Source organism: Paenibacillus sp. ALE2 (genome assembly GCF_054113385.1).
The window spans coordinates 2,270,284-2,283,959 of the sequence record NZ_CM134213.1; the positions used below are offsets into that span (position 1 = coordinate 2,270,284).

Here is a 13,676-nt window from a genome sequence, read left to right on the forward strand (position 1 = left end):
GATCGAATCATCTGTATGTGTCTTATTATAAGGTCACAAACAGAGGTTCGCAATGTATTTTTAAAGTGAGTAGACATGAGGGGTGAGTTTAAGTTGGCAGGACATCTTGTTCAATATGGTCGACGCACTCGGCGCAGTTATGCACGTATTAATGAGGTACTCGAGGTTCCCAACCTGATTGAGATCCAACAAAAATCCTATGATTGGTTTTTGGAGGAAGGATTACGGGAAATGTTTCGGGATATTTCTCCAATTCAAGATTTCACAGGAAATCTGATTCTGGAGTTTATCGATTACTCTCTCGGAGAACCCAAATATACCGTTGACGACGCAAAGGAACGCGACGTTACGTATGCAGCACCGCTTCGGGTAAAAGTCCGGCTTATTAATAAAGAAACCGGGGAAGTGAAAGAGCAGGAAGTATTCATGGGAGACTTCCCGCTGATGACTGAAACGGGTACGTTTATTATTAACGGTGCGGAACGGGTTATTGTCAGCCAGTTGGTTCGCTCTCCCAGCGTCTATTTCAGCACAAAAGTCGACAAGAATGCGAAAACAACATACACCGCAACGGTAATTCCTAACCGGGGGGCTTGGCTCGAACTGGAGATGGATGCGAAGGATATTATCTATGTCCGGATTGACCGTACCCGTAAAATTCCGGTTACGGTGTTGCTGCGTGCGCTTGGCTTTGGCACTGATGCTGAGATTCTGGATTTGCTCGGCAATGACGAATATATCCGCAACACACTTGATAAAGACAACACGGATTCCACGGAGAAAGCGCTGATTGAAATTTATGAGCGTCTTCGTCCGGGTGAGCCACCAACATTGGATAACGCAAAGAGCTTGCTTGTTGCACGCTTCTTTGATCCAAAACGGTATGACCTGGCCAACGTAGGCCGTTACAAAATCAATAAAAAGCTTCACATCAAAAACCGTCTGTTCAATCAACGTCTTGCTGAGACACTGATTGATACGACAACTGGTGAAATCATCGCTGAAGCAGGGCAAATGGTAGACCGCCGCCTGTTGGACGAGATTTTGGCACAACTAGAAGAGTCGGTTGGACATCGTACGTATCATGTTGCTAGTGGCGTATTGGAAAGCAACGATATTCCGCTTCAAACGATCGATGTATTCTCGCCAATTGAAGATGGTAAAGTAGTGAAGCTGATTGCCAATGGAAATATCGATAAATCGGTTAAGAACATTACGCCTGCCGATATTATTTCCTCCATCAGTTATTTTATTAACTTGCTTCACGGAATCGGAAGTACAGACGACATTGACCATTTGGGTAACCGTCGTTTGCGTTCTGTAGGTGAGTTGCTGCAAAATCAGTTCCGTATTGGTCTGTCCCGTATGGAACGCGTGGTACGCGAAAGAATGTCAATTCAGGATGCTAATGTAATTACGCCACAGGCGCTGATTAACATACGTCCGGTCATTGCGTCGATTAAAGAGTTCTTTGGTAGCTCCCAGCTGTCTCAGTTCATGGATCAGACAAACCCGCTTGCTGAATTAACGCACAAACGTCGTCTGTCTGCACTCGGACCCGGCGGTTTGACGCGCGAACGCGCGGGCATGGAAGTACGTGACGTCCATCCGAGTCACTACGGCCGTATGTGTCCTATCGAGACACCAGAGGGACCAAACATTGGTTTGATCAACTCTTTGTCCACTTTCGCACGTATCAACGAGTACGGATTTATCGAAGCTCCTTATCGCTGGGTAGATCCGAAAACCGGAAAAGTTACAGATCAGATTGATTACCTGACTGCTGATGAAGAAGATAACTACATCGTTGCTCAGGCAAATGCGGAATTGACGGAAGAAAACACCTTTAAGGATGAAATCGTTATTGTCCGTTATAACAAGCAGTCTGATAACATTATTCCGATGGCAAGTAGCCGTGTTGATTACATGGATGTATCGCCTAAACAGGTCGTATCGGTCGCTACTGCACTGATTCCGTTCCTGGAGAATGATGACTCGAACCGCGCATTGATGGGTTCCAACATGCAGCGGCAGGCTGTTCCACTACTGATTCCGAAAGCGCCTTTGGTAGGAACAGGGATGGAACATAAGTCTGCAAAAGATTCTGGTGTTTGCGTTGTGTCCAAGTACAACGGGGTAATTGAACGTTCTTCGGCTAACGAAATTTGGTTGCGTCGTATTGAAAATGTAGATGGTACTGAAGTAAAAGGCGATATTGTTAAGTATAAATTACACAAATTTATGCGTTCTAACCAAGGAACATGCATCAACCAGCGTCCAATCGTAAACAGAGGCGATATTGTCAAGGTTGGCGATATTCTAGCGGATGGTCCATCCACAGAAATGGGCGAGTTGGCATTGGGACGTAACGTTGTCGTAGCGTTCATGACTTGGGAAGGTTACAACTACGAGGATGCGATCTTGCTGAGCGAGAAGTTGGTTAAAGAGGATGTATACACCTCGATCCATATCGAGGAATACGAATCCGAGGCTCGTGATACGAAGCTTGGACCAGAAGAAATCACTCGTGATATTCCGAATGTTGGTGAAGAAGCGCTTCGTAATCTAGATGAGCGCGGCATCATTCGCATCGGTGCGGAAATTGCCGCAGGTGACATTCTTGTTGGTAAAGTAACACCTAAGGGTGTGACTGAGCTGACAGCTGAAGAACGTCTCTTGCATGCAATCTTCGGTGAGAAGGCGCGCGAGGTTCGCGATACTTCCTTGAGAGTTCCTCATGGAACTGACGGGATCGTTGTAGATGTTAAAGTATTTACACGTGAAAATGGCGATGAGCTGCCACCGGGTGTAAACCAGCTGGTACGCGTATACATTGCTCAAAAACGTAAAATTTCCGAAGGCGATAAAATGGCCGGACGTCACGGTAACAAGGGTGTCGTTGCCCGTATTCTGCCTGAAGAAGATATGCCATTCTTGCCAGATGGTACCCCAGTACAAGTCGTACTGAACCCACTGGGCGTACCTTCACGGATGAACATCGGACAGGTGCTCGAAGTGCATCTGGGTATGGCTGCAATGCGTCTTGGTATTCATGTGGCAACTCCAGTATTCGATGGTGCCAAGGAGTATGACGTATTTGATACGATGGAAGAAGCGGGTATGCAACGCAATGGTAAGACGGTGTTGTATGATGGACGTACAGGTGATCGTTTTGAACGTGAAGTTACTGTCGGTGTCATGCACATGATCAAACTGGCGCACATGGTCGACGATAAGATCCATGCCCGTTCTACAGGTCCTTACTCTCTCGTTACGCAACAGCCGTTGGGTGGTAAAGCCCAATTCGGTGGTCAGCGCTTCGGGGAGATGGAAGTATGGGCACTGGAAGCCTACGGTGCAGCATACACGCTTCAGGAAATTTTGACTGTGAAATCCGATGATGTGGTTGGACGTGTTAAAACTTACGAATCCATCGTCAAAGGTGAAAATGTCCCTGAACCGGGTGTTCCTGAATCATTCAAGGTCTTGATCAAAGAGCTGCAAAGCTTGGGTATGGACGTGAAGATTCTGTCTGAAGACGAACAAGAGATCGAAATGAGAGAGCTTGATGATGAAGATGACACAACTGGCGATAAGCTGAGTTTGAATCTGGAAGGCTCTGAGGTTGGCGTAGAGTAATTTGACTGCTGACTGACTCATATCAGCTTTGTTATATGCCTCGATCCATTTTTGGATGGATCAGGCTTCTTGATACCGCCCGGTGCTGCCGGGCGGTATCAAACCTAAAAACTCAGGATTTGGTTAAGGAGGGTTGCTCCTTGTTGGACGTTAACAATTTCGAATATATGAAAATCGGGCTTGCTTCCCCCGAAAAGATTCGTTCTTGGTCCCGCGGAGAAGTCAAAAAACCGGAGACGATTAACTATCGTACGCTTAAACCGGAAAAAGAAGGACTATTTTGCGAGAAAATTTTCGGACCTACGAAAGATTGGGAATGTCACTGTGGTAAGTACAAACGTGTACGCTATAAAGGTGTTGTCTGTGACCGTTGTGGAGTAGAAGTTACTCGCGCTAAGGTTCGCCGTGAGCGTATGGGCCACATTGAGTTGGCAGCTCCTGTATCGCACATTTGGTACTTCAAAGGCATTCCGAGTCGTATGGGTCTTGCTCTTGATATGTCTCCAAGATCTTTGGAAGAGATCATTTACTTCGCATCTTATGTTGTAACCGATCCAGGAGATACGCCTTTGGAGAAAAAGCAACTCCTGTCCGAGAAAGAATACCGCAGCTATCGTGAGAAATATGGCTACGGATTCCAGGCAGGAATGGGTGCTGAAGCGGTTAAAAAGCTTCTTCAAGATTTAGATATAGACAAAGAATTGGAATTTTTGAAAGAAGAGCTGCGTACAGCTCAAGGGCAACGTCGAAACCGTGCGATCAAGCGCCTTGAAGTTATTGAGGCATTCCGTAACTCTGGCAACCAACCGGATTGGATGATCATGGACGTACTGCCTGTTATTCCTCCTGAGCTTCGTCCAATGGTACAGTTGGATGGTGGACGTTTTGCTACTTCTGACCTTAATGATCTGTATCGTCGTGTTATTAACCGTAATAACCGTCTGAAACGCTTGTTAGATCTGGGTGCGCCAGATATTATCGTGCAAAATGAAAAACGGATGCTGCAGGAAGCTGTTGACGCTCTGATTGATAATGGTCGTCGTGGTCGTCCTGTTACAGGTCCGGGTAATCGTCCTTTGAAATCCCTCAGCCACATGCTGAAAGGTAAACAAGGACGTTTCCGTCAAAACTTGCTCGGTAAACGTGTTGACTACTCCGGTCGTTCCGTTATCGTAGTAGGTCCGTACTTGAAGATGTACCAATGCGGTCTGCCAAAAGAGATGGCGCTGGAGCTGTTTAAGCCTTTTGTTATGAAAGAACTTGTTAACAAAGGTTTGGCACACAACATTAAGAGTGCGAAGCGTAAAGTAGAGCGTGTGAGTGCTGAAGTATGGGATGTGCTCGAAGAAGTAATCAAAGAACATCCGGTTCTTCTAAACCGTGCCCCTACGCTGCATAGATTGGGTATTCAAGCGTTTGAACCGATCTTGGTTGAAGGTCGTGCAATTCGTTTGCATCCACTCGTATGTACGGCGTATAATGCCGACTTTGACGGTGACCAAATGGCGGTTCACGTTCCGTTGTCTGCAGAAGCTCAAGCGGAAGCTCGTTTGCTCATGCTGGCATCCGGCAACATTTTGAATCCAAAAGACGGCAAGCCTGTTGTTACCCCTTCCCAGGATATGGTCCTTGGTTCATTCTATTTGACTATGGACAACAAGGAAGAAGAGGGAAGCAACATGATCCTTCGCAACCCGAATGAGGCTATCTCGGCTTATCAACGTGGAACAGCGGGTCTTCATGCTCGTGTAGCTATTCCGGTTAAGGCTTTGAATAAAACTAGCTTTACAGAGAAGCAACAGGATGCAATGTTGATTACAACCGTGGGTAAAATTATCTTTAATGAGATTTTCCCGGCAAGCTTCCCGTACATCAATGACGCTACTCGTGCCAACCTGCTCTATGGTACTGCTGAAGAGTTCTTTGTTTACGATAAGGGTGTAAACCTCACTGAAGCCATCCAGAACGCTCCGCAAGCTAGTGGAGTGGGCAAGGATTACCTTGGTAATATCATCGCCCGTTGCTTTGAGATTTACCATACGACAGAAACTGCTGTGATTTTGGATAAAATCAAACAGCTTGGCTTTACGTATTCTACTCGTGCAGGTGTGACGGTTGCTGTGGCAGACGTAGTTGTACCTCAAGAGAAACAGGATATTCTTAAAGCGTCTGATGATAAAGCGCAAGTCGTGACCAATCAGTACCGTCGTGGTCTGATTACGAACGAGGAACGCTATGATCGGATTATTGATATTTGGTCCAAGGCCAAAGACGATATTACAGACATTTTGATGAAATCCATGGATCGCTACAACTCTATCATGATGATGGTTGACTCCAAAGCGCGTGGTAACAAATCTCAGATTACCCAGCTTGGCGGTATGCGTGGACTGATGGCGAATCCATCGGGTCGTATTATCGAGCTCCCAATTAAATCGAATTTCCGTGAAGGTCTGACAGTACTCGAGTACTTCATCTCCACTCACGGAGCGCGTAAAGGTTTGGCGGATACAGCGTTACGTACGGCTGACTCCGGTTACCTGACTCGTCGTCTCGTTGATGTGGCACAAGATGTTATCGTGCGCGAAGATGACTGCGGAACGGATAAAGGCTTTACAGTAAGCCGCATCCAAGACGGTAAAGAAGTCATTGAGGACCTGTACGATCGTCTGGAAGGTCGTTATTGTTTCGAAACCGTACGTCATCCTGAGACGGGTGAGATCTTGGCTAGACGCAACGAATTGATTGACTCCAACAAAGCTGAGGCGATCGTCAAAGCTGGTGTGGATAAAGTTCAAATTCGTTCCGTGCTAAGCTGCCGTGCCAAACATGGCGTCTGCAAAAAATGTTACGGCCGTAATCTGGCTACTGGCAAACACGTTGAGATTGGTGAAGCGGTTGGTATTATCGCGGCTCAATCCATCGGTGAACCAGGGACACAGCTCACCATGCGTACGTTCCACACAGGTGGTGTAGCGGGCGACGATATCACACAAGGTTTGCCTCGTATCCAGGAGCTTTTTGAAGCACGTAATCCTAAAGGTCAGGCAACCATCAGTGAAATTGACGGTGTAGTTAAAGAAGTTCGTGAAGGGAAAGACCGTCGCGAAATCGACATTCAGGGTGAAGCTGAAACAAAAACCTATTCGGTCACTTATGGTTCACGTTTGCGCGTAAGCGAAGGCATGACTGTTGAAGCCGGGGACGAACTGACGGATGGTTCGATTGACCCTAAAGAAATGCTGCGTATTAAAGGTATTCGCGGGGTGCAGAACTATATCCTTCAGGAAGTTCAACGTGTATACCGGAACCAAGGTGTTGAAATCAACGACAAGCACGTAGAAGTTATGATTCGTCAAATGTTGCGTAAAATTCGTATCATTGATGCGGGTGACACAACACTACTTCCAGGTTCATTTGTGGATGTACATGAGTATGAAAATGCAAACAAGATAGCGATTCTCAGCGGCCAAGAACCAGCGGTAGCCAAACCGGTTCTCCTTGGTATTACCAAGGCCTCTCTGGAAACGGACTCCTTCTTGTCAGCAGCTTCCTTCCAAGAAACTACTCGTGTCCTGACAGATGCAGCTATCAAAGGAAAAGTCGATCAGTTGCTTGGATTGAAAGAGAATGTAATTATCGGTAAATTGATCCCTGCGGGAACAGGTATGAATCGTTACCGTAGCGTGAAATTTGCCCAGCCTGAAGAGGGGCAATCCTCATCTGAGGAACTCGAACCCATTTCAGCTGAGTAGTAATATAAAAATAATATGATAAGCCCGGAACACCGTAGATATAAGCTTTGGTAAAGGCTGTAGCAACGGTGCTCCGGTACTTCTTATAAAAATGTAACGTATTACTGTGTTTAAATAGATTATAGTTGATAATTGTCTTGACATTGTTCATAGTCAATGCTAATATAGCAAAGGTGCGTGAGCAGCCTATATGCTATTGGGTCTTTTCGGAGGAATGAGATATGTCTAAAGAACAGGGACTGCAAGATGCTCATGTCAAAATCGGTACCAAACAAACCATTCGTATGGTAGAAATGGGCTTCGCCTCGGAAGTATATGTGGCAGAAGATGCAGATCAGCGTTTCACTTCCAACATCATTGATTTGTGCAACAAGCACGGGGTCAAAGTGACTCTCGTAGATACAATGAAAAATCTCGGAGCTGCATGCGGGATTGAAGTGGGAGCCGCGATGGCTGCTATCGTAAAACAATAGGGTAAGGAACGTTTTTGTCTAGGGAATCGTTATTCTTGGCGGCAAAGACTTTTCATTTGTTCTTTTATGAACCGCCTGGGTCTGTGGGCTTAGATAAGGTTTGTAAAGTAACAGCAAAAATTGAGGAAGGGGGTGGCAACCAACATGCCAACTATTAATCAACTGGTTCGTAAAGGACGTCAAGCCAAAATCGAGAAATCGAAATCACCGGCTTTGCAAAAAGGTTTTAATGCCTTGAAACGTGAAGCTACCGACATCAGTGCCCCGCAAAAACGCGGAGTTTGCACTCGTGTAGGTACTATGACTCCGAAAAAACCAAACTCCGCACTTCGTAAATATGCTCGTGTTCGCTTGACGAACCGTGTAGAGGTGACTGCTTACATTCCAGGTATTGGACATAACCTTCAAGAACACAGCGTAGTGCTGATTCGTGGCGGTCGTGTAAAAGACCTTCCGGGTGTGCGTTACCACATCGTTCGCGGTGCTTTGGATACTGCAGGCGTAAACAACCGCATGCAAGCTCGTTCCAAATACGGCGCAAAACGCCCTAAAGCTAAAAAATCCTAATGAATATAAACCGCGTATGCAGGTTTAACATGTAAGAAAGGGGGATATCCATGCCACGCAAAGGTCCAGTTACCAAAAGAGACGTGTTGCCAGATCCGGTATACAACAGCAAGTTGGTTACTCGCTTGATCAACCGCATCATGCTCGACGGAAAACGAGGCGTTGCTCAAAGCATTCTGTATAATGCGTTCAAGCTTATCCAAGAACGTACGGGTAATGACCCGATGGAAGTATTTGAAGCAGCTATCAAGAATATCATGCCAGTCCTGGAAGTTAAAGCACGCCGTGTCGGCGGTGCCAACTACCAAGTACCAATCGAGGTAAAACCAGAAAGACGTACGTCCCTGGGATTACGTTGGCTCGTAAACTACTCCCGCAACCGCGGCGAGAAAACTATGGAAGAGCGTTTGGCGGCTGAGATTATCGATGCTTCCAACAACACAGGCGCTTCCGTGAAGAAACGTGAAGACACGCACAAAATGGCTGAAGCGAACAAAGCGTTTGCTCACTATCGTTGGTAGGATTCAGCTAAAAAAAATAACTTCAATTTTGAAGGGAGACCCATTTCATGGCAAGAGAGTTCTCCTTGAAAAATACACGTAATATCGGGATCATGGCTCATATTGACGCGGGTAAAACCACAACAACAGAGCGGATCTTGTTCTACACAGGCCGTACGCACAAAATCGGTGAAGTTCACGAAGGTGCTGCGACAATGGACTGGATGGAACAAGAACAAGAGCGCGGAATCACGATTACTTCCGCTGCGACGACCGCTGCCTGGAAAGGTCACCGCGTCAATATCATCGACACCCCGGGGCACGTTGACTTCACTGTTGAAGTTGAACGTTCCCTTCGTGTATTGGACGGAGCAGTTGGTGTTTTCAGTGCGAAAGAAGGCGTTGAGCCTCAGTCTGAAACCGTATGGAGACAGGCTGATCGCTATGGCGTTCCACGGATCGCATATGTAAACAAAATGGATATTATCGGTGCCGACTTCTTGAACGTTGTAGCTGATATGCGTGATCGCCTTCAAGCGAACGCAGTTGCTATTCAACTTCCAATCGGTGCAGAAAATGACTTTTTAGGTATCATCGATATTGTTGAACAAAAGGCTCATATGTACAAAGATGACCTTGGTCAAAATATCGAAGAAGCCGAAATTCCTGCGGACTACAAAGACAAAGTTGAGGAACTCCGCAACGAATTGATCGAGAAGGTTGCTGAACTGGATGAAGATTTGACTATGAAATACCTTGAAGGCGAAGAGATCACGGTTGAAGAAATTAAAGCCGCTCTCCGTAAAGGTGTTGTAGAAGTTAAGATCTTCCCAGTTATCTGTGGATCTTCTTACCGTAACAAAGGTGTTCAGCTGATGCTGGATGCAGTTGTTGATTACCTGCCAGCTCCTATTGATGTACCAAGTATTCAAGGTCATCTGGAAGATGGAACGGAAGTTGAACGTCATTCTTCTGATGAAGAGCCTTTCTCCGCATTGGCCTTCAAAATCATGACGGACCCTTACGTTGGTAAATTGACATTCTTCCGCGTATATTCCGGTGTTCTTCAATCCGGTTCTTACGTATTGAATGCAACAAAAGGCAAACGCGAACGTATCGGACGTATCCTTCAAATGCATGCGAACAGCCGTCAAGAAATCACTGAAGTATACTCCGGTGACATTGCGGCAGCCGTAGGTTTGAAAGATACAGGTACAGGTGATACACTGTGTGATGAGAAGAATCCTGTTATTCTCGAATCCATGAACTTCCCTGATCCGGTTATCGAAATCGCGGTTGAGCCTAAAACCAAAGCTGACCAAGACAAAATGGCAGTTGCACTCGGTAAGTTGACCGAAGAGGATCCAACTCTTCGCGCTTCGACTAACGAAGAAACTGGTCAAACTATCTTGGCAGGTATGGGTGAGCTTCACTTGGACATTATCATTGACCGTATGCGTCGTGAGTTCAAAGTGGAAACCAATGTTGGTAAACCACAGGTAGCATACCGTGAAACATTCCGTGCTCCAGCACGTGTTGAAGGTAAGTTTGTTCGTCAATCCGGTGGTCGTGGTCAATATGGTCACGTATGGGTTGAGTTCGAACCACTTGAGGCAGGTACTGGTAGCCAGTTTGAAAGCAAGGTTGTCGGTGGCTCTGTTCCAAGAGAATACATCGGACCTGCACTTGCTGGTATTGAAGAGCAAATGAAGAACGGTGTCCTTGCAGGCTTCCCGCTTGTGGACGTTAAAGCTACAATTGTGGATGGATCATACCATGATGTCGATTCCAATGAGATGGCATTTAAAATTGCCGGTTCAATGGCGCTGAAAGCAGCGAAAGACAAATGTAAACCTGTATTGCTTGAGCCGATTATGAAAGTTGAAGTAACGGTTCCAGAGGAATACATGGGAGACGTAATGGGTATGTTGAACTCCCGTCGTGGTCGGATTGAAGGTATGGATTCCCGTGGCGGTGCCCAAATTATTCGTGCAATGGTTCCATTGTCCGAAATGTTTGGATATTCCACTACACTTCGTTCCGGTACACAAGGACGCGGTGTGTTCTCCATGGAGCTTCATCACTATGAAGAAGTTCCGAAGAGCATTGCTGAAGAGATCGTTGCCAAAACCAAAGGCGGCGAGTAATACAGTGTATTAGCTGATCGGATACTCTAGGTTTTCCAAGAGGTTTCCGACAGCCTAAAAATAAAACATGTTATTGAGGAGGAATTGTTCAAATGGCAAAGGCTAAGTTTGAACGTAACAAACCGCACGTTAATATCGGTACAATTGGTCACGTCGATCATGGTAAAACAACTTTGACTGCTGCAATCACAACTGTACTTTCCAAAACTTACGGTGGTGCTGCTGTAGCATTCGATCAAATCGATAAAGCTCCAGAAGAGCGCGAACGCGGTATCACAATCTCCACTGCACACGTGGAATATGAAACACCTAACCGTCACTATGCACACGTTGACTGCCCAGGTCACGCCGACTATGTTAAAAACATGATCACTGGCGCTGCACAAATGGACGGAGCTATTCTGGTTGTATCCGCAGCTGACGGTCCTATGCCACAAACTCGCGAACACATCCTCTTGTCCCGTCAAGTAGGTGTTCCATACATCGTTGTATTCCTGAACAAATGCGACATGGTTGAAGACGAAGAGTTGCTGGAATTGGTTGAAATGGAAGTTCGCGACTTGCTGAGCGAGTATGACTTCCCAGGCGACGACACTCCAATCACTCGTGGTTCCGCTCGTGAAGCACTGCAAAACCCAGATGGCGACTGGGCTAAGAAAATCGTTGAAATGTTCGAAACAATCGACACTTACATCCCAACTCCAGAACGCGACACTGACAAGCCTTTCCTTATGCCTGTCGAGGACGTATTCTCCATCACTGGTCGTGGTACAGTTGCTACAGGCCGTGTAGAGCGTGGTACAGTTAAAGTGGGCGACGAAATCGAAATCATCGGTATTCAAGAAGAATCCCGTAAATCCGTAGTAACAGGCGTAGAAATGTTCCGTAAATTGCTTGACTCCGCTCAAGCTGGTGACAACATCGGCGCACTGCTTCGCGGTGTAGATCGTGCACAAATCGAGCGTGGCCAAGTATTGGCTAAGCCAGGTTCTGTTAACCCACATACAGAATTCTCTGCTCAAATTTACGTTTTGACTAAAGAAGAAGGCGGACGTCACAAACCTTTCTTCACTGGTTACCGTCCACAGTTCTACTTCCGTACAACTGACGTAACTGGTATCATTACTTTGCCAGAAGGTTCCGAAATGGTAATGCCTGGTGATAACATTACGGTTACTGTTCAACTGATCAGTCCAATCGCGATTGAAGAAGGAACTAAGTTCTCCATTCGTGAAGGCGGACGTACAGTTGGTGCAGGCGCTGTAGCAACAATCTCTAAATAATAAGGCTTCGAGCCTTGAATATAGCAACATTGTACTGGAACGAGTAACATTGTATTGGAACGAAGCAAAACGAGCCCCTGCCATGGTGCGGGGGCTTTTCTCTTGAGGAAAATCGCGAGCTGCGAGCACAATTGTTATCTTTGAAAATAAGATACATTGTTTTTTTCGTTTTTGCTTGCAATAGGCAGAAGTATTCGATATAATAACTAATGTTGTTTGTGACTGTGCGATGATGTGAGAGGTTACTGACACACCCGGCCCCTTTGCCATGGGAGGGCTGTCGGAAAATTTTCACGGAGTATGTCCGATACCAAATTGGGCGATAGAAGGAGGGACTAAAATGGCAAAGCAAAAAATTCGTATTCGTTTGAAAGCTTACGATCACAGAATTCTTGATCAATCCGCTGAGAAAATTGTTGAAACAGCTAAACGTTCGGGTGCAGGTGTTTCCGGACCAATTCCGCTGCCAACTGAAAAACAAATCATTACTATTCTCCGTGCGGTACACAAGTACAAGGATTCTCGGGAACAATTCGAAATGCGCACACACAAGCGTTTGATCGACATTGTTAATCCGACTCCACAAACTGTGGATGCCTTGATGCGCTTGGACCTGCCGTCCGGTGTAGATATCGAAATTAAATTGTAATATGTAATCAGGAAAAGAAAAGAGGTGTCAACATGAAAGGTATCTTAGGAAAAAAACTCGGAATGACTCAAGTGTTTACCCCTGAAGGTAACGTACTTGCTGTTACGGTTATCGAAGCTGGTCCTTGTGTTGTTCTGCAAAAGAAAGATCTGGAAAACGATGGATACGAAGCTATCCAACTCGGGTTCTCTGATAAAAAAGAAAAAAGATCCAATAAACCTGAAGCAGGGCATGCTAAAAAAGCAAATACTGCACCTAAGCGCTACGTTCGTGAACTTCGTGGCATCGACCTTGCTGCGTACGAGGTTGGCCAAGAACTGAAGGCTGATGTCTTCACAGAAGGCGAATTCGTTGACGTAACAGGTATTTCTAAAGGTAAAGGTTTTGCCGGCGTTATCAAACGTTGGGGACAAAGCCGCGGACCAATGGCACACGGCTCGCGCTACCACAGAGGTCCAGGTTCTATGGGTTCCATTCAAGCTAACCGCGTTCCTAAAGGTAAACACCTGCCAGGACACATGGGGCATGAAACGGTAACAATCCAACGCCTTGAAGTTGTTAAGATCGATACAGAACGTAATGTATTGCTCGTGAAAGGTTCCATTCCAGGACCTAAAAACAGCTTCGTTAAAGTATTAGAAACGGTGAAAAAATAATTAACTG

9 protein-coding genes are annotated in these 13,676 nt (G+C 46.0%); all 9 read left to right on the forward strand.

Annotated elements, in window-relative coordinates; translation table 11 throughout:
* Positions 1-93: 93 nt before the first annotated feature.
* The 9 genes from rpoB (at position 94) to rplC (ending at position 13,669) form a co-directional block, all read left to right on the forward strand.
* Positions 94-3,639: a DNA-directed RNA polymerase subunit beta gene (gene rpoB / locus ACXHJ1_RS09810; protein ID WP_016818647.1), complete on the forward strand. Its 3,546-nt coding sequence runs from the start codon at positions 94-96 to the stop codon at positions 3,637-3,639.
* Between the two features lie 140 nt (positions 3,640-3,779).
* Complete coding sequence (gene rpoC / locus ACXHJ1_RS09815) at positions 3,780-7,394, forward strand: DNA-directed RNA polymerase subunit beta' (RefSeq protein WP_016818648.1); 3,615 nt, start codon at positions 3,780-3,782, stop codon at positions 7,392-7,394.
* A gap of 221 nt (positions 7,395-7,615) precedes the next feature.
* Positions 7,616-7,867: a ribosomal L7Ae/L30e/S12e/Gadd45 family protein gene (locus ACXHJ1_RS09820; RefSeq protein WP_016818649.1), complete on the forward strand. Its 252-nt coding sequence runs from the start codon at positions 7,616-7,618 to the stop codon at positions 7,865-7,867.
* A 144-nt stretch (positions 7,868-8,011) separates the two neighbouring features.
* Positions 8,012-8,434, forward strand: coding sequence for a 30S ribosomal protein S12 (rpsL, locus tag ACXHJ1_RS09825; RefSeq protein WP_007432587.1), 423 nt, complete (start codon positions 8,012-8,014; stop codon positions 8,432-8,434).
* Between the two features lie 50 nt (positions 8,435-8,484).
* Entirely contained in the window at positions 8,485-8,955 is a 471-nt protein-coding gene (gene rpsG / locus ACXHJ1_RS09830) for a 30S ribosomal protein S7 (protein WP_007432586.1), read from the forward strand.
* A 47-nt stretch (positions 8,956-9,002) separates the two neighbouring features.
* Positions 9,003-11,081 (forward strand): elongation factor G, encoded by a 2,079-nt coding sequence (gene fusA, locus ACXHJ1_RS09835; protein ID WP_016818650.1) that lies wholly within the window; start codon positions 9,003-9,005, stop codon positions 11,079-11,081.
* Positions 11,082-11,173: 92 nt separating this feature from the next.
* Entirely contained in the window at positions 11,174-12,364 is a 1,191-nt protein-coding gene (gene tuf, locus ACXHJ1_RS09840) for an elongation factor Tu (RefSeq protein WP_013373267.1), read from the forward strand.
* A 340-nt stretch (positions 12,365-12,704) separates the two neighbouring features.
* Positions 12,705-13,013 (forward strand): 30S ribosomal protein S10, encoded by a 309-nt coding sequence (gene rpsJ, locus ACXHJ1_RS09845; protein ID WP_005544556.1) that lies wholly within the window; start codon positions 12,705-12,707, stop codon positions 13,011-13,013.
* 32 nt (positions 13,014-13,045) lie between these two features.
* Complete coding sequence (gene rplC / locus ACXHJ1_RS09850; RefSeq protein WP_013312161.1) at positions 13,046-13,669, forward strand: 50S ribosomal protein L3; 624 nt, start codon at positions 13,046-13,048, stop codon at positions 13,667-13,669.
* The last annotated feature ends 7 nt before the right edge of the window (positions 13,670-13,676 follow it).

Excerpts from the sequence above, each read along its gene's own strand:
- ACXHJ1_RS09820 (WP_016818649.1), top strand. The coding sequence starts at position 7,616 with ATGTCTAAAGAACAGGGACTGCAAGATGCTCATGTCAAAATCGGTACC.
- rpsL (WP_007432587.1), top strand. The coding sequence starts at position 8,012 with ATGCCAACTATTAATCAACTGGTTCGTAAAGGACGTCAAGCCAAAATC.
- rpsG (WP_007432586.1), top strand. The coding sequence starts at position 8,485 with ATGCCACGCAAAGGTCCAGTTACCAAAAGAGACGTGTTGCCAGATCCG.
- fusA (WP_016818650.1), top strand. The coding sequence starts at position 9,003 with ATGGCAAGAGAGTTCTCCTTGAAAAATACACGTAATATCGGGATCATG.
- tuf (WP_013373267.1), top strand. The coding sequence starts at position 11,174 with ATGGCAAAGGCTAAGTTTGAACGTAACAAACCGCACGTTAATATCGGT.
- rpsJ (WP_005544556.1), top strand. The coding sequence starts at position 12,705 with ATGGCAAAGCAAAAAATTCGTATTCGTTTGAAAGCTTACGATCACAGA.
- rplC (WP_013312161.1), top strand. The coding sequence starts at position 13,046 with ATGAAAGGTATCTTAGGAAAAAAACTCGGAATGACTCAAGTGTTTACC.